We start from the raw sequence: 16,767 nt of genomic DNA, 5'->3' as shown, positions 1-16,767 counted from the left end.
CCCTTTATGCCGGTTTCCGGCAATGTACCGAGCGTTCGTCTGACTAGGGAAGACCCGGCAAACTGGCTTCAAGCCGGTCGAGTTCAGTCGCAAGATCGCGCTCGACGTCCGCGACGGCCATGCTCACGACCCGGTATTCCCGTGCCTCCAGCCAGGCTTTTCGCGTTGCACGGTCGCTGACGATCACGTCCGCTTCCTCGGGATTGATCAGTTCGATCGCGACGCGGACCACGAACGAGACGAAGTCGGGAATGTGACGGCCGACCGGCGTCTGGCGCTTGAATTGCCCGGCGAAGCGGCGGTCGGTGGTCAGCGCCTGCCACAGGATACGTTCGGCGTCGGTCGGATTTCGCCGCAACAGCCGCGCGATCCCGCGCACCGTGCCGCTTTCCGACGGCAATGCGCCCTGCCCGTGTTCGGCGAGCAACGCGCGCAGCCGCGTGGCCTGCTCGCCATCGAGCACGCCGCCCTTGGCCGGTCCCTTGCGCCCCTCGGCGATCGCCATCACCACGCCGTGCAGCGTGTGCATGTCCTGCTTGGTCGGATCCATCCGGGTGAAGATGTTGCGCAGGTTGACCAGCATGGTCTCGCGCTTCTCCGGCGGGCGAAGGAATTCGACCTTGTCGAGCTCGCGCACCAGATTGTCGAAGAACGCCTCCATCTGGTGCTGCGAGGCGCGCTCGGAGCGTTCGGGCATCCCGAACGGCAGCGCGCCGGAGGTGGCGAGCTTGAACCATTCATAGCCGACCAGCAGCACCGCCTGCGCCAGATTGAGCGAGGCAAAGCCGGGATTGACCGGGAACGTCGTGATGCGATTGGCCAGCGCGACCTCTTCGTTCTGCAGGCCGTAACGTTCGCGGCCGAACAGGATACCGACCGTGGCACCGCCGGCGATTGCCGTCGTCATCTCGGTCGCGGCGGCTTCGGGTGCGACCACCGGCTTGGCCTGGTCGTGGGCACGGGCCGTGGTCGCGAACAGCAACGTGCAGTCAGCGACCGCCTGCTCGACGGTGTCATAGAGTTCGACATGATCCAGAATATGGTCGGCGCCGGAAGCCGCCCGCCGGGCGTGGACATTGGGCCAGCCGTCGCGCGGATTGACGATGCGCAGCCGCGTCAGCCCGAAATTGCCCATCGCGCGCGCGGCCATGCCGATGTTCTCGCCGAGCTGCGGCTCGACCAGAATGACGACGGGTCCGGCGAGCGTCACGCCTGATTTGGTCTTGTCGGTGCCCGAACCGGACATCTCTCTTCACTTTCTGATTCAAGGTCTGAAGGCTTTGAATCAAGTTCCGAAGGATCTGATTCAACACCTCAGCGGCAGCGCTAACCGTTTGCCTGTCTGGCAGAATTTCTCAAGCAATATAATTGGCTTAGTGACATTTTTTATCGCTCGGCCGAAACCTCAAATACACCCTCCACAGGCGGAGTACGACCTTAGCTTGCGCGCGCAAGAGTTTCGGATACGCTGCCAATCAAAAGCAAAGTGAACCCGAGGCCGATAACGGTCCGGGAATATGGGAGGGGGATCCATGCGCAGCCGATGGTCGCTGGCGATTGCCGGTTTGGTTCTGATTCTGGCGGGCGGCCTGCTCGCTTATCTCACGCAAACCTCGGGCGGCATCCAGATCCGGGATATCAGGTTTACCGGCGCCAAGGGCAACACCATGAGTGCCCTGCTCTACATCCCGCCCAACGCCACCGCCCAGACTCCCGCCCCCGGCATTCTCGCGGTTCACGGCTACATCAATTCGCGCGAGATCCAGGACGGCTTCGCGATCGAATTCGCCCGCCGCGGCTATGTCGTGCTCGACCTCGACCAGACCGGTCATGGCTATAGCGATGGGCCGGCCTTCGCCAACGGGTTTGGCGGCCCCGACGGGCTGGCGCATCTGCGCAGCCTCGACATCGTCGACAAGAACAATATCGGCCTCGAAGGCCACTCGATGGGCGGCTGGACCGTGCTCGCCGCCGCAGCCGCGATGCCCAATGACTACAAGTCGATGGTGCTGGAGGGGTCCTCGACCGGCAAGCCGTTTGCCGCCGAGGGCACCACGAGCTGGCCGCGCAACGTCGCTCTGGTGTTCGCGCAATATGAGGAATTCTCCACCCTGATGTGGGGCGTCGATCTCGCCCGCGACGTCACCCAGAGCCCAAAACTGTGGGCGCTGTTCGGCACCCAGGGCGCGGTCGAGCCCGGCAAGGTCTATGGCGACATCGCGCAGGGGACCGCGCGGGTGCTTTATACGCCGGCGATCACCCACCCGGCCGAGCATATTTCGCATGAAGCGATCGGCTACAGCCTCGACTGGTTCGCCAAGACGCTCCAGGGCGGCACGCCGCGCCCGGCAGACGACCAGATCTGGTTCCGCAAGGAGATCGGCACACTGGTTGCGCTGATCGGCTTTGTGGCGCTTTTGCTGGGCGTCTTCGACGGCCTGCTCGAAGCATCAACGTTTTCGCACCTGCGCCTGCCGGAGATCGCCGACGGCAGCACGCCGGCCCCTGCTGCCTCCAGCGGCGGCCGCTGGACCACCGCCCTCATCCTGTCGGCCTTCATTCCGGCGCTGACTTACTACCCGGCCTTCGCGCTCGGCGGCACCTTCGTGACGCCATCGGCCTATCTGCCCCAGGGCATCACCAACCAGATCCTGGTCTGGGCTGTTCTCAACGGGCTGATCACGCTGGCCCTGATGCCGTTCGCACCCAAGCGCGCCAGCCGGTCCGGCATTATCGGACCGTCGATCCTGATCGCGCTGGCGACGGTGATCGTCGGCTATGCCGCGCTGTGGCTAGCCGATCTTCTGTTCAAGATCGACTTCCGGTTCTGGATCGTCGCGCTCAAGCTGATGAACGCCAAGCAGTTCCTGATTTTCCTGATCTACCTGGTGCCGTTCACGGCGTTTTTCGTGATCGCGCTGCATGTGCTGCACCGGAACTTCTCGACCATGGGAGCCGGACGCGGCGCGCTCTATCTGACCAATATCCTGGCGCTGACACTCGGCTTCATCGTGCTGCTGGTGCTGCAATACGGCACGCTGTGGATCTCCGGGAAACTGTTCAACCCGCTGCCCGATCCCGGCTTCGTGCCGCTCTCCACCATCGTCGCCATCCAGTTCGTGCCGCTATTGGCGATCGCCGCCATCATCGCGACCTTCACCTGGCGGCGAACCGGCACCAGCCTGCCCGGCGCCCTGATCTGCGGGGTGTTCGTGACCTGGTACATCGTGGCGGGCACGGCCACGCAGGCCGTGTTCTGATAGCGTTTTCAAGCGAAGTGGGCACCGGTTCGCGTAAAGAAAACACGTCAAACCAAGAAGCAGAAGCGCGGCCCTGAGCTAAAAGATGGGCTGAAACTGCATAACGCCTTGGCTTTCGCCAAGGCGTTTGCGGTGCTATAGCGCTGGCGGAACCTACCATCCATCCCGAAACGCGCTATTCCAAAAAGGCCCGATCTCCATGGCAAAAATCAAGGTGACCAACCCCGTCGTCGAACTCGATGGCGACGAGATGACCCGGATCATCTGGCAGTACATCAAGGACAAGCTGATCAACCCCTTCCTCGATGTCGAGCTGCAATATTTCGACCTCGGGATGGAATACCGCGACAAGACCAACGATCAGGTCACCATCGACGCCGCCCACGCGATCAAGAAGGTCGGCGTCGGCGTCAAATGCGCCACCATCACCCCGGACGAAGCCCGGGTGAAGGAATTCGGCCTCAAGGAAATGTGGAAGTCGCCGAACGGCACCATCCGCAACATCCTCGGCGGCGTGATTTTCCGCGAACCGATCATCTGCAAGAACGTGCCGCGGCTGGTGCCGGGCTGGACCAAGCCGATCATCATCGGCCGTCATGCCTACGGCGACCAATACCGCGCCACCGACATCAAGTTTCCCGGCAAGGGCACGCTGACGATGAAATTCGTCGGCGAGGACGGCACCGTGATCGAGCGCGAAGTGTTCAAGTCGCCCGGCGCCGGCGTCGCGATGAGCATGTACAACCTCGACGATTCGATCCGCGATTTCGCCCGCGCTTCGCTGACCTACGGTCTCGCCCGCGGCTATCCGGTGTATCTGTCGACCAAGAACACCATCATGAAAGTCTATGACGGTCGCTTCAAGGACATCTTCGAGGAAGTCTATGAGAAGGACTTCAAGAAGCAGTTCGAGGCCAAGAACCTGACCTATGAACATCGCCTGATCGACGACATGGTCGCTTCCGCGCTGAAGTGGTCGGGCGGTTACGTCTGGGCCTGTAAGAACTATGACGGCGACGTGCAGTCCGACACGGTTGCGCAGGGCTATGGTTCGCTCGGCCTGATGACCTCGGTGCTGATGACGCCCGACGGCAAGACCGTCGAAGCCGAAGCCGCCCACGGCACGGTGACGCGGCACTACCGCGAACACCAGAAGGGCAAGGAGACCTCGACCAACTCGATCGCCTCGATCTTCGCCTGGACCCAGGGCCTGTCGCACCGCGCCAAGCTCGACAACAACGAGGCCCTGGCGAAGTTCGCCAAGACCCTCGAGAAGGTCTGCGTCGATACCGTTGAATCCGGTTACATGACCAAGGATCTGGCCTTGCTGGTCGGCGCCGACCAGCGCTGGCTCTCCACCACCGGCTTCCTCGACAAGGTCGCGGAAAACCTGACCAAGGCGATGGCGTAAATACACGTCACGAAAATCGGTCTCGTCATTGTGAGAGCGGCGAAGCAATCCATGGAGTATGGATTGTTTCGCCGCCGCCTTGCTCTCTTGCGCAAACGCTTCGCGTTTGTCGCAGGTAATGAGGAAAATCAGGAAACATGACCATGCCGTTTGCAAGAACCACTGCGCTTGCACTGCTGTTGCTGTCGGGCTCATGCGCAAGTGCATTCGCTGCCGAGACCGCGTTGCCCGAAGCCATCGCCGCGCCGGGAGAGGCTCTGGTGCTCAGCGTGCACGCCGAAGGCGCGCAGGTGTACGAATGCAAGGCGGGTACCGATGGCAAACCAGCCTGGGCCTTCCGCGAACCGATCGCGACATTGTTCGCCGATGGCAAGACCATCGGCCGTCACTATGCCGGACCGAACTGGGAACATAGCGACGGCAGCGCCGTGGTCGGAAAGGCCGTCGGCAATGCGCCGGGGACCTCGCCGAATGATATCCCCTGGCTGAAGCTCGCCGTGGCGTCCCAGCGCGGCAGCGGCGTCCTCACCGGCGTCACCACGGTACAACGCATCAACACCAAGGGCGGCAAGCTCGAAGGCGCCTGCGACAAGGCAGGCTCCTTCTTCAGCGCGCCCTACTCCGCGGACTATTTGTTCCTGCGCAAGGGTTGAGCCGCGGCTCGCCCGGATTGAGCTAGGCCGGTTGCGGCCTTGCCGCACGCCACGGCGATGCGATCACGGCGAATGGCCCGTCTCCCAACAGGATCTGGGCCACGAGCAGCGCCGACCAGACCAGCGGAAACTCCGCGCCGCCCCCGGTAAAGTAAAACCCTTTTCGAACGGCCCAATATTGCGCCGCGCCCAGCATCAGCGGAAGCGCATACAGACACGCCCACCGCGTGTAGATGCCGGGAATGATCAGCAACGCGCCGATGAATTCGGCGGAGATGCAATACCAGGGCACGAAGGACGGATAGCCGTTGGCGGCGAAATTGCCCCACCATTTGTCGAGGCCGCCATCCAGGATCGCGAATTTCCAGTAGAGATGCGCGATGAACAGAGAGCCGAGTATCAACCGCAACAAAAGTGCGGCGTAAGGCGCCGTGCGTTGATCCATCATTTTGTTTCCCCCGAAAATGAGCGGCTTTAGCCGCTTCAGGGCAGGACTTTAAACCCGTCGGCTAGCCGTTGCCCATCGCCTTTTCGATCGCCGCAAGCGCGGCATCGGCCTTGGCACCATCGGGTCCACCGGCCTGCGCCATATCGGGCCGGCCGCCGCCGCCCTTGCCGCCCAGCGCTTCGGAAGCCACCCGCACCAGATCAACCGCGTTGTAGCGCGAGGTGAGATCGGCGGTGACGCCGACCACCACGCCGGCCTTGCCGTCCCCGGTGACGCCGACGATCGCGACCACGCCCGATCCAAGTTGCTTCTTGCCGTCATCGGCGAGACTCTTGAGATCCTTCATCTCGATGCCTTCGACCGCGCGCGCCATCAGCTTGACGTTGCCGACTTCGCGCACACCTGCAGTAGCCGCGGCCGCGCCGTTCGAGGCCGCCGCGCCGCCACCCATTGCCAGCTTCTTGCGCGCATCCGACAGGTCGCGCTCCAGCTTCTTGCGCTCTTCCATCAGCGCGGCGATCCGCGCCGGCATCTCGTCGAGCGTAGTGCGCAGCTCCGACGCCGCGGTTTTGGCAAGTGCGATGGTGTCGTTGGCGTGTTTACGCGCATGGTTGCCGGTCAGCGCTTCGATACGGCGCACGCCCGACGACACCGCGCTTTCACCGGTGATCGAGATCAGGCCGATATCGCCAGTACGCCTTACATGGGTGCCGCCGCATAGTTCCACTGACCAGCCGAGCGCATTGGCGCCGTGCTCGCGCGCGGTCTTGCCCATCGACACCACGCGGACTTCGTCGCCATATTTCTCGCCGAACAGCGCGCGGGCGCCGGCGTCGCGAGCATCATCCACCGCCATCGATCGGGTGGTGACCTCGTCATTCTCCAGCACCACCGCGTTGGCGATGTCTTCGACACGGCTTAATTCGTCAGGCGTGATCGGCTTCTGATGCACGAAGTCGAAGCGCAGGCGATCCGGCGCCACCAGTGAGCCACGCTGGGCAATGTGATCGCCCAGCACCTGCCGCAGCGCCTCATGCAGCAGATGCGTCGCGGAGTGATGAGCACGGATCGACGAGCGTCTGGCGTGGTCAACTTCGAGCAACAGTGCCATGCCCGATTTGATCGTGCCTTGTTCGACGGTGCCGAGATGCACAAAGAGATCGCCGGCTTTCTTTTGGGTATCGGTCACGCGAAAACGAACGCCCTCGCCGGTCAGGACGCCGGTATCGCCAACCTGGCCGCCGGACTCCGCATAAAACGGCGTCTGGTTCAAAACGATCGCGCCACTCTCACCGGTTTTCAGGCTTTCGACATCCTTGCCATCCTTGACCAGCGCCGAGACGACGCCTTCGGCGGTCTCGGTCTCGTAGCCCAAAAATTCAGTGGCGCCGAGTTTCTCACGCAGCGGAAACCAGACGTTCTCGCTCGCGGTATCGCCGCTTCCGGCCCATGCCGCGCGCGCCTTGGCGCGCTGCTGCTCCATCGCATCGGTAAAGGAGGCGATGTCGACCGAGATGCCGCGGTTACGCAGCGCATCCTGGGTGAGGTCGAGCGGAAAGCCATAAGTGTCGTACAGCGTGAACGCCGTGTCGCCGTCGAACATGTCGCCCTTTTTGAGGGTCGCGCTCTTTTCGTCGAGAATGGTGAGGCCGCGCTCCAGCGTCTTGCGGAAGCGCGTCTCTTCCAGCCGCAGCGTTTCCTCGATCAGGTTTTCCGCGCGCACCAGTTCCGGATAGGCCTGACCCATTTCGCGAACCAGCGCCCATACCAGCCGGTACATCAGCGGGTCCTTGGCGCCGAGCAATTGCGCATGGCGCATCGCGCGGCGCATGATCCGGCGCAGCACATAGCCGCGGCCCTCGTTCGACGGCAGTACACCGTCGGCGATCAGGAACGACGATGCGCGCAGATGATCGGCGATTACGCGCAAGGAGGCCTTCTGCTCGCCCTGCGGATCGGCGCCGGTCAGTTCCGAGATCGCGCGGATCAGCGCAACAAACAGATCGATGTCGTAATTGTCATGCTTGCCCTGCAGCACCGCCGCGACGCGCTCCAGTCCCGCGCCGGTATCGATCGACGGCTTCGGCAGGGGATTGCGCACGCCGGGTGCCACCTGCTCGTATTGCATGAACACGAGGTTCCATATCTCGATGAAGCGGTCGCCATCCTGCTCGAGCGAGCCCGGAGGTCCGCCCCAGATCTTGTCGCCGTGGTCGTAGAAGATTTCCGAGCACGGTCCGCACGGGCCGGTATCGCCCATCTGCCAGAAATTGTCCGAACCGGCGATGCGGATGATACGGGATTCAGGCAGGCCCGCGATCTTCTTCCAGAGATTGAACGCCTCATCGTCGTCGATGTAGACCGTGGCCGTGAGTTTATCTTTCGGCAGGCCGAATTCTTTGGTCACCAGATTCCAGGCGAGTTCGATCGCGCGATCCTTGAAATAGTCGCCGAACGAGAAATTGCCGAGCATCTCGAAAAACGTGTGATGCCGCGCGGTATAGCCGACATTGTCGAGGTCGTTGTGCTTGCCGCCGGCGCGCACGCATTTCTGCGACGTCGTGGCGCGCTGATAGGGGCGCTTCTCGACGCCGGTGAAGACGTTCTTGAACTGCACCATGCCGGCATTGGTGAACATCAGCGTCGGATCGTTGCGCGGCACCAGCGGCGACGACGGCACGATGTCGTGACCGTTCCGGGCAAAGTAATTCAGGAATGTCGACCTGATTTCGTTAACGCCGCTCATGTCCATCCAATCGCACAACCATCGGGAATCAGCCGGGAATCACTTGGGAACCCCGGTTATTTTTGTGTCATCTGGCACGCCACCGCCAGTCGCACCGCTTTTAGACAAGCGTGCGAGCGCTGTCCAGAAAGTGTGCAAGGATATCAATGTGCGATCATATACTTGCCGCACCCGCGTAAAACCTGTGACAGGGCCCGCCGCCGCGTTGACAGGCCCGGTCCGGCCGTGGTTTTCTCTCAGCCGTTCAAGACAGTCACGTCGGGAGAGATCGGCTTAAACGCCGGCGCCGAAGGAGCAACCGCCCCGGAAACTCTCAGGCAAACGGACCGCGTGACTTGCTAGCATCTGGAAAGAGACGCCGAAGGGTCTGGTCCCCGACGTGTCCGCCGACGGGATAATACTCTCAGGCACAGCGACAGATGGGGCTTCGACGGGTTTTCGGGGAATCACCCCCGCAAAACCGCGAGGGCCCCGTGATGCTTGCGCGCCAGGATCAATCTACAGACCGATCCCCTTTGAAACGTACGCCTTTGCATGCCTTGCACGTCGCAAGCGGCGGCAAGATGGTGCCGTTCGCCGGCTATGACATGCCGGTGCAATACCCGGCCGGGGTGCTGCGGGAACATCTGCATACGCGAACGGCCGCCGGTCTGTTTGACGTTTCCCATATGGGCCAGATCGAGCTGCGGCCGAAATCCGGCAAGGTCGAGGACGCCGCATTGGCGCTGGAACGGCTGGTGCCGCAGGACATCCTCGCGGTTGCGCCGGGACGGCAGCGCTACGCCCAGTTCACCAATGAAACAGGCGGCATTCTCGACGATCTGATGGTGGCGAATTTCGGCAGCCATCTGTTTCTGGTGGTGAACGCCGCCTGCAAGGCCGCCGACGAAGCGCATCTGCGCGCCCATCTGTCGGACGCCTGCGAGATCGTGCCACTGGCCGATCGTGCACTGATCGCGCTGCAGGGGCCGAAAGCGGAATCAGCGCTGGCGGAGTTCTGCCCTGACGTGAGCACGATGCGCTTCATGGATGCCGGCCCGCACAGCATCGGCAATATCGACTGCTTCGTGTCGCGCTCGGGCTATACCGGCGAGGACGGCTTTGAGATTTCAGTGCCTGCACATCAGGCCGAATCGCTCGCCCGGGCCTTGCTGGCAGATCATGACGTGCTGCCGATCGGGCTCGGCGCGCGCGACAGTTTGCGGCTCGAGGCCGGGCTTTGTCTGTATGGCCACGACATCGATACTTCGACCACGCCGGTCGAGGGCGCGCTGCAATGGTCGATCCAGAAAAGCCGCCGCACGGGTGGCGCCCGCGCGGGTGGTTTTGCTGGTGCAGACAAGATTCTCGCGCAACTTGATGCGGGCGCACCGCAGCGCCGCGTCGGATTGAAGCCCGAGGGCCGCGCGCCGGTGCGCGAAGGCGCGCCGTTGTTCGCGGATGCTGCTTCGACCGAGCAGATCGGCGCGGTCACGTCAGGCGGTTTCGGCCCGAGTCTCAATGCGCCCGTCGCGATGGGCTACCTGTCGTCATCGCATGCCACGATCGGCAGCCGGGTATTCGCCGAACTGCGCGGACAGCGCCTGCCGCTGCAGATATCGCCGATGCCTTTTGTACCCAACACTTACAAACGCTGAAGGATTTGTCATGACGACGCTGTTCACCACCGACCACGAATGGCTCCGCATCGAGGGCGATATCGCCACCATCGGCGTCACGGATTATGCGCAATCGCAGCTCGGCGATGTCGTGTTCGTCGAACTACCGAAGGTCGGCCGCAGCCTCAAGAAGGCCGAAGCCGCCGCGGTCGTTGAATCGGTCAAGGCGGCCTCCGACGTCTACGCACCGATCTCGGGCGAGGTCCTGGAGGTGAACGATGCGCTCACCGCCGAGCCCGCACTGGTCAATTCCGATGCCGCCGGCAAGGCGTGGTTTTTCAAATTGAAGATCGCGGACAAAAGCGAACTCGGCGGCCTGATGGATGAGGCTGCCTACAAGGCACACACGGCTTGAGGACATGACCATGACCGCGCATCGCAACTTCGTCGAGCCCGCCACCACTTTCGTGCGCCGTCACATCGGCCCCTCCCCCCGCGATATCGCGGCGCTGCTGGAGACCGTAGGCGCCAAAAGCCTTGGCGAGTTGATGGCGCAAACGCTGCCGTCGCCGATCCGGCAAACGGCGCCGCTCGATCTCGGCACACCCTTGAGCGAAACCGAAGCGCTCGTGCATATGAAAGAACTGGCGTCGCAGAACCAAGTCTTCACCTCGTTGATCGGCCAAGGCTATTCCGGCACCATCCTGCCGGCGGTGATCCAGCGCAACATCCTCGAAAATCCCGCCTGGTACACGGCTTACACACCGTATCAGCCGGAGATCAGCCAGGGACGGCTGGAGGCGCTGTTCAATTTCCAGACCATGATCTGCGACCTCAGCGGTCTTGACGTGGCCAACGCCTCGCTGCTGGACGAGGGCACAGCGGCAGCCGAAGCGATGGCGCTGGCGGAGCGCGCGGCAAGCGCGAAAACCAAATCCTTCTTTGTCGATTCGGAAGTGCATCCGCAGACGCTGGCGGTGCTGCGCACCCGCGCCGAGCCGCTGGGATGGACCTTGATTGTCGGCGATCCCCTCGCCGATCTCGACCGCGCCGATGTGTTTGGCGCGCTGCTGCAATATCCTGATACGTCGGGCGCGGTGCGCGATCTGCGCCCGGCCATCTCCGCGCTGCATGCCAAGGGCGCGCTGGCGGTTGTCGCGGCGGATTTGCTGGCGCTGACGCTGCTGGCGTCGCCCGGCGAACTCGGCGCCGACATCGCGATCGGATCGGCGCAACGTTTTGGCGTGCCGATGGGCTATGGCGGACCGCATGCGGCCTATATGGCGGTGCGCGACGCGCTGAAGCGCTCACTGCCCGGGCGTATCGTGGGGCTGTCGATCGATTCACGGGGGCAGCCCGCCTATCGCCTCGCGCTGCAGACCCGCGAACAGCATATCCGCCGTGAGAAGGCCACCTCCAACATCTGCACCGCACAGGTGCTGCTGGCCGTGATCGCCTCGATGTATGCCGTCTATCATGGGCCGGAAGGGCTGACCCACATCGCCCGCACCGTGCATCGCCGCGCAGCGGTGCTGGCGGCGGGACTGCGCAAGCTCGGCTTTGCGCCGAAGTCCGAGGCATTCTTTGACACCGTGACGGTGGACGTCGGCGACAGGCAAAGCGCGATTGTTGCGCGCGCACTGGCCGAGAACATCAACCTGAATATCGGCAAGGGCACGCTTGGCATCGCGCTGGATGAGACCACCACACCGGAAATCGTCGAAGCCGTGTGGTGGGCTTTTGATGGCGAACTGACTTATGCCGAAGTAGAGACGGAAACGCGCGATGCGCTGCCCACAGCGTTGAAGCGCGCCAGCGCCTTCCTCACCCATCCCGTGTTCCACGCGCACCGCTCCGAGACCGAGCTGTTGCGCTACATGCGCAAGCTCTCGGACCGCGATCTCGCGCTCGACCGCGCCATGATCCCGCTGGGCTCCTGCACCATGAAGCTCAACGCCACCTCCGAGATGATCCCGCTGACCTGGCCGGAATTCGGTGCGCTGCATCCGTTCGCGCCGCGCGCGCAGGCGCAGGGCTATCACGCGCTGTTTGCCCGGCTGGAAGCGTGGCTGTGCGAGATCACCGGCTATGACGCAATCTCGCTGCAGCCGAATTCCGGCGCGCAGGGCGAATATGCCGGACTGCTTGCCATTCGTGGTTATCACGCCGCGCGCGGCGAGCCGCATCGCACAGTGTGCCTGATCCCCTCCTCGGCGCACGGCACCAATCCGGCCTCGGCCAGCATGGCCGGCATGGAGGTCGTGGTGGTGGCTTGCGATGCGCGCGGCGATGTCGATGTGAATGATCTCAAGGCCAAGGCGGCGCAGCATGCGAACAAGCTCGCGGCGATCATGATCACATATCCCTCGACCCATGGCGTGTTCGAGGAGCACATCCGCGAAATCTGCGACATCGTGCACGGCCATGGCGGACAGGTCTATCTCGACGGCGCCAACATGAACGCGCAGGTCGGGCTGTCGCGGCCCGGCGATTACGGCGCCGATGTCAGCCATCTCAACTTACATAAGACGTTCTGCATTCCGCATGGCGGCGGCGGCCCCGGCATGGGACCGATCGGCGTCAAGGCGCATCTAAAGCCATTCCTGCCCGGACATCCCGTTGGCGATGGCGGACCTCAAACGATCGGGCCGGTATCGGCGGCGCCGTTCGGCTCGGCGTCGATCCTGACCATTTCCTATATCTACATCCTGATGATGGGCGGTGAAGGCCTGACGCGCGCGACCGAGATTGCGATCCTCAACGCCAACTACATCGCCACAAAACTCGATCCGCATTTTCCGGTGCTCTATCGCAACGCCAAAGGCCGCGTCGCCCATGAATGCATCGTCGATCCCCGGCCGCTGAAAACCTCCAGCGGCGTCACCGTCGACGACATCGCCAAGCGGCTGATCGATTACGGCTTCCACGCCCCGACCATGAGCTTCCCGGTGCCGGGCACGCTGATGATCGAGCCGACGGAATCCGAGAGCAAGGCGGAACTCGATCGTTTTTGTGACGCCATGATCGCGATCCGGCGCGAAATCGCCGAGATCGAAAACGGTCGCTGGAAAGTCGAGGCCTCGCCGCTGCGTCACGCGCCGCACACTGTGCATGATATCGCCGACGATGCCTGGGCCCGCGCTTACACGCGCGCCGAGGGCTGCTTCCCCGCCGGCACGTCACGCACCGACAAATACTGGTGCCCGGTGGGCCGCGTCGACAACGTCCATGGCGACCGCAATTTGGTGTGTTCGTGCCCGCCGATCACTGAATACGCGCAGGCGGCGGAATAGCAGATTTTGCGGGCGAACAAGTCCCGCATTTCAAAGCAGTTCTCCACGCGCAATCGTCACTGCGTGTCTGGCATCTTTGCCGGCACGCATCCTTGTCGCCGGTGACAAATTTCCTGCAACTCTCCGTGCACTCGCTGTAGTCCTGGATACATGTGTACCGATGCGCCTGAGTGCACTTCATGCATGCATCATCGGCCAGACCAATGCTGACGAAGCCTATGAGGCACATGGCGGCCAATACGGTTACATGGATATTCCTCATCGCACTCACTATCGGCTTTAAAACAAAAACGGGCGCCGGGAACGTCGGCAACTCAACGTCCTCAGCGCCCGCTTGTGTCGGAGCCTAAGCCTAACGGCTCAGGCCCGGAAAAGATCAATCCTCCGCGGGCTCCTCTTCGCCATCGGCGTCACGCTCGGGGGAGCCGGCCAGGATTTGTTCGGCAATCAGGCCGGAATTCTGGCGGATCGCGACTTCGATCTTGGCGGTCATATCGGGATTGGCTTTGAGGAATGCCTTGGAATTCTCGCGGCCCTGCCCCAGGCGCTGGCTGTCATAGGAGAACCATGCGCCGGACTTCTCGACGATGCCGGCCTTGACCCCGAGATCGAGGATTTCGCCCATCTTGGAGACGCCCTCGCCATACATGATATCGAATTCGACCTGCTTGAACGGCGGCGCCAGCTTGTTCTTCACCACCTTGACGCGGGTCTGGTTGCCGACCACTTCATCGCGCTCCTTGATCGCGCCGATGCGGCGGATATCGAGGCGCACAGAAGCGTAGAATTTCAGCGCGTTGCCGCCGGTGGTGGTTTCCGGCGAGCCGTACATCACGCCGATCTTCATCCGGATCTGGTTGATGAAGATCACCATGGTGTTGGATTTGTTGATCGAGGCGGTGAGCTTGCGCAGCGCCTGGCTCATCAGCCGCGCCTGCAGGCCGGGCAGCGCATCGCCCATCTCGCCCTCGAGTTCGGCCTTCGGCACCAGTGCCGCCACGGAGTCGATCACCAGCACGTCGACCGCGCCGGAGCGCACCAGCGTGTCGCAGATTTCCAGCGCCTGCTCGCCGGTGTCCGGCTGCGAGATCAGCAGCTCATCGATATTGACGCCGAGCTTGCGGGCATAGACCGGATCGAGCGCATGTTCGGCATCGATGAAGGCGCAGATGCCGCCCTTCTTCTGGCCTTCGGCCACCGTGTGCAGCGCCAGCGTGGTCTTGCCCGAGGATTCCGGCCCGTAAATTTCCACCACCCGGCCCTTCGGCAGACCGCCGACGCCAAGCGCAATGTCGAGACCGAGCGAACCAGACGAAATAGTCTCGACATCCATCGAGCGGTCGTTCTTGCCGAGCTTCATCACCGAGCCCTTGCCGAACTGGCGCTCGATCTGGGAGAGCGCGGCGGACAGGGCTTTGGTCTTGTCCATGGAGGATCCTTCGACGATACGCAGGGCAGTAGCGGACATTGGTGGTGCTCCTTATGGCGGGGATTCGCTAGCGGGACAAACGGGCGGTGGGTGAATCAGTGGATCAGCGATCGATGGAACAATGTACCCTATTTGTTCTAAGTTCGCAATATGTTCTTTATGTTCTTTTTCAGGTACTGATCTGCCTCGAATAATGGAGAGCTACTCGTTCACCCATCTTCGGCTAAGAAATACATTAAAATGTCATTTGATTTTAGGCTCTGCCTATTTTAAGCCACTAATTCGTCAACTTTCAAACACCTTAAGAATTTGGCGGAGTTTAATATGAGTGTTCTTTATGAGCGACGTTTAGAAGTCACCAACACGCGCATTTCAGTCGTAACCAATACAGTTGCCAGCCTCAACGCGCGGGTGCGCGAACTGGAGCTATTACGCGACAAGGTCAGGAAAGCGCAGCTATCGATCCAAAAATCGAAGCAGACGAACCATCAAAAAAGACCAAGCCTTTAGAACAACGAGGCCGCCTCGATTGGCAGCCTCTTTCATCTGCCCAGCCGCCATTCGTCAATTTCCAGACGCGCATTCCAGACGCTCGCTTTTTTTGCGTCGTCTTCCGTAGGGCTCACTCCGCAAAGCGGAGTCCCTTTTTCGTCTGTTGGTGCACAATCCATTCCCACTTTTTCGCCGGTTTCCGGCCGCTCCCATACCGCCTGATGTTCGTGGCCCTTTAAATTCAGCAGCGGCCGTTTTTGGCCCAGTGTGAACTAGTACACATACAGCGCGTGAACCTTTGGGACATAATCGACATAACTTTTGCGAACATCCTTTTTTTGTGAGTTTATTTTCTGATGATTATTTTGAATAAGCGCTTCAAGGCGCTCACCCATATTAGAACCAGTCTCATTGCCCAGTTGGGCGAACTGAACCGACTGCGCGAACGGGTCAGAATAGCGCAACTACTGTCGGCCCAAAGATCGCGGCCGAAATCCCGCAGAAGAAGAGCGCGAATTTAGAATAAGAAAGCCCCCTCCGTTGGCGGCCTCTTTCTGGTCTTTTCAATTTCAGAAAAAAAAGCCGCCCGGGCGTGACGCCGGACGGCTTTCTCATGCGGCTGCCGGCCCGGCACTGCTCCGGTTCCGCCGCATCTATGCCTGATGCTGATGCGGCTTGGTAAAAGCGGGGTTAACGCGTGCTCCTGGAAAGTACCGGCTTTGAATCTGTAAGCGGCTATTTCAACGAGTGCCGAAGGAGCGATGGACTCCTCCCTTCTGCAGCGGAAACACGCAAAGGGGAAAGATTTCCAGCGGATTCTGCCGGGATCTCTGAACTTTTATTTAATCGCCCCCGCATCCGAAATCGTCATTATCGCACTGCGATGTCGTTGCCAGCGACATCCCTAGAGGAACCTCGCCCGACCCCCGTTGGGCGGGGTTTTTCCTTATCTGGCCTGCTGGTCGGGCTTTGGACCGTCCTGCTTTGTCTGAAGGCCGGCCGGACGATCGAGTACGTATCTATGAAGTCCGTAATATGTGCCTTCGATCGTCAAAGCGACCACGGCAATCAGGATGATTGCGGCGATCACAACATCGCGTCTCGTCAGGCCTTCAAACATCCGCGCACCTCGCGCTGACGCGTCTCATCAATCCTCACCCGCGCGCTGTAAGCTTCGTGTCACGATTTGACTGAATCTTCATCTTGCGAGACGGACCGGCTTAAATACCCTCGTCTGTGGCGACGCAGCTTGCGTTGCCGCCCCAAACGCCACTGACCCCTTGTTTCGATCGCGGATATTACGATATCGGCAGAAACAGGCCACTGTTTGACGCAGATATGGCCACAACGAAAACCCCGCCAGACGGGGGTCCACCCAGCGGGGTTGGGGAGAATGACACCGTATTGCGCGGCGTCATTGCGCTGCATCTGATCACC

The 16,767-nt window shown here is 61.7% G+C and carries 12 protein-coding genes and 1 riboswitch; of the genes, 7 read left to right on the top strand and 5 right to left on the bottom strand.

Annotated features, from left to right (window positions below; genetic code table 11):
• Positions 1-43: 43 nt before the first annotated feature.
• On the bottom strand, positions 44-1,246 hold the full coding sequence (locus HB676_RS14885) for a TrmJ/YjtD family RNA methyltransferase (RefSeq protein WP_213738557.1): 1,203 nt from the start codon (positions 1,244-1,246) through the stop codon (positions 44-46).
• Positions 1,247-1,532: 286 nt separating this feature from the next.
• Here HB676_RS14885 and HB676_RS14880 point away from each other — a divergent pair, with 286 nt between their 5' ends.
• From HB676_RS14880 to HB676_RS14870, 3 genes are all read left to right on the top strand, one after another.
• Positions 1,533-3,260, top strand: a complete 1,728-nt coding sequence (locus tag HB676_RS14880; protein WP_213738556.1) for an alpha/beta fold hydrolase — start codon at positions 1,533-1,535, stop codon at positions 3,258-3,260.
• Between the two features lie 199 nt (positions 3,261-3,459).
• Positions 3,460-4,671 carry an NADP-dependent isocitrate dehydrogenase gene (locus tag HB676_RS14875; RefSeq protein WP_213738555.1) on the top strand — a complete coding sequence of 404 codons (1,212 nt, stop codon included), beginning with the start codon at positions 3,460-3,462 and terminating at the stop codon, positions 4,669-4,671.
• A 143-nt stretch (positions 4,672-4,814) separates the two neighbouring features.
• The gene (locus HB676_RS14870; protein ID WP_213738554.1) at positions 4,815-5,324 is read left to right on the top strand and encodes a DUF3455 domain-containing protein; all 510 of its coding nucleotides are present in this window, start codon (positions 4,815-4,817) and stop codon (positions 5,322-5,324) included.
• A 22-nt stretch (positions 5,325-5,346) separates the two neighbouring features.
• On the opposite strand, the gene HB676_RS14865 is transcribed toward HB676_RS14870, so the two are convergent.
• Together HB676_RS14865 and alaS are read right to left on the bottom strand one after the other, a co-directional pair.
• Entirely contained in the window at positions 5,347-5,772 is a 426-nt protein-coding gene (locus HB676_RS14865; RefSeq protein ID WP_213738553.1) for a DoxX family protein, read from the bottom strand.
• Between the two features lie 61 nt (positions 5,773-5,833).
• Positions 5,834-8,518 (bottom strand): alanine--tRNA ligase, encoded by a 2,685-nt coding sequence (gene alaS / locus HB676_RS14860; RefSeq protein ID WP_213738552.1) that lies wholly within the window; start codon positions 8,516-8,518, stop codon positions 5,834-5,836.
• Positions 8,519-8,767: 249 nt separating this feature from the next.
• Positions 8,768-8,856, top strand: a riboswitch (glycine riboswitch).
• Positions 8,857-8,994: 138 nt separating this feature from the next.
• Here alaS and gcvT point away from each other — a divergent pair.
• Genes gcvT through gcvP form a run of 3 tightly spaced genes read left to right on the top strand, consistent with a single transcriptional unit; the run spans position 8,995 to position 13,409 of the window.
• Positions 8,995-10,155: a glycine cleavage system aminomethyltransferase GcvT gene (gene gcvT / locus HB676_RS14855; protein WP_213738612.1), complete on the top strand. Its 1,161-nt coding sequence runs from the start codon at positions 8,995-8,997 to the stop codon at positions 10,153-10,155.
• 10 nt (positions 10,156-10,165) lie between these two features.
• Entirely contained in the window at positions 10,166-10,531 is a 366-nt protein-coding gene (gene gcvH / locus HB676_RS14850) for a glycine cleavage system protein GcvH (RefSeq protein WP_213738551.1), read from the top strand.
• 10 nt (positions 10,532-10,541) lie between these two features.
• Positions 10,542-13,409, top strand: a complete 2,868-nt coding sequence (gcvP, locus tag HB676_RS14845) for an aminomethyl-transferring glycine dehydrogenase (protein WP_213738550.1) — start codon at positions 10,542-10,544, stop codon at positions 13,407-13,409.
• Between the two features lie 376 nt (positions 13,410-13,785).
• Here the strand turns inward: gcvP and recA are convergent, their stop codons facing one another.
• Positions 13,786-14,877 (bottom strand): recombinase RecA, encoded by a 1,092-nt coding sequence (recA, locus tag HB676_RS14840; protein WP_213738549.1) that lies wholly within the window; start codon positions 14,875-14,877, stop codon positions 13,786-13,788.
• Between the two features lie 285 nt (positions 14,878-15,162).
• Between recA and HB676_RS14835 the strand changes: the two genes are divergently transcribed.
• On the top strand, positions 15,163-15,348 hold the full coding sequence (locus HB676_RS14835; RefSeq protein ID WP_213738548.1) for a hypothetical protein: 186 nt from the start codon (positions 15,163-15,165) through the stop codon (positions 15,346-15,348).
• A gap of 928 nt (positions 15,349-16,276) precedes the next feature.
• Here the strand turns inward: HB676_RS14835 and HB676_RS14830 are convergent.
• Positions 16,277-16,450, bottom strand: coding sequence for a hypothetical protein (locus tag HB676_RS14830; protein ID WP_213738547.1), 174 nt, complete (start codon positions 16,448-16,450; stop codon positions 16,277-16,279).
• Positions 16,451-16,767: the final 317 nt, after the last annotated feature.

The organism is Bradyrhizobium sp. dw_411 (assembly GCF_018449695.1).
GTDB lineage: Bacteria > Pseudomonadota > Alphaproteobacteria > Rhizobiales > Xanthobacteraceae > Bradyrhizobium.
This window is presented reverse-complemented; position numbering and strand designations above follow the sequence as displayed.

Coding starts and splice junctions, on each gene's coding strand:
- HB676_RS14865 (WP_213738553.1), bottom strand. CDS start 5,772: ATGATGGATCAACGCACGGCGCCTTACGCCGCACTTTTGTTGCGGTTG.
- gcvT (WP_213738612.1), top strand. CDS start 8,995: ATGCTTGCGCGCCAGGATCAATCTACAGACCGATCCCCTTTGAAACGT.
- recA (WP_213738549.1), bottom strand. CDS start 14,877: ATGTCCGCTACTGCCCTGCGTATCGTCGAAGGATCCTCCATGGACAAG.
- HB676_RS14835 (WP_213738548.1), top strand. CDS start 15,163: ATGAGTGTTCTTTATGAGCGACGTTTAGAAGTCACCAACACGCGCATT.
- HB676_RS14870 (WP_213738554.1), top strand. CDS start 4,815: ATGCCGTTTGCAAGAACCACTGCGCTTGCACTGCTGTTGCTGTCGGGC.
- alaS (WP_213738552.1), bottom strand. CDS start 8,518: ATGAGCGGCGTTAACGAAATCAGGTCGACATTCCTGAATTACTTTGCC.
- HB676_RS14885 (WP_213738557.1), bottom strand. CDS start 1,246: ATGTCCGGTTCGGGCACCGACAAGACCAAATCAGGCGTGACGCTCGCC.
- gcvH (WP_213738551.1), top strand. CDS start 10,166: ATGACGACGCTGTTCACCACCGACCACGAATGGCTCCGCATCGAGGGC.
- HB676_RS14830 (WP_213738547.1), bottom strand. CDS start 16,450: ATGTTTGAAGGCCTGACGAGACGCGATGTTGTGATCGCCGCAATCATC.
- gcvP (WP_213738550.1), top strand. CDS start 10,542: ATGACCGCGCATCGCAACTTCGTCGAGCCCGCCACCACTTTCGTGCGC.
- HB676_RS14880 (WP_213738556.1), top strand. CDS start 1,533: ATGCGCAGCCGATGGTCGCTGGCGATTGCCGGTTTGGTTCTGATTCTG.
- HB676_RS14875 (WP_213738555.1), top strand. CDS start 3,460: ATGGCAAAAATCAAGGTGACCAACCCCGTCGTCGAACTCGATGGCGAC.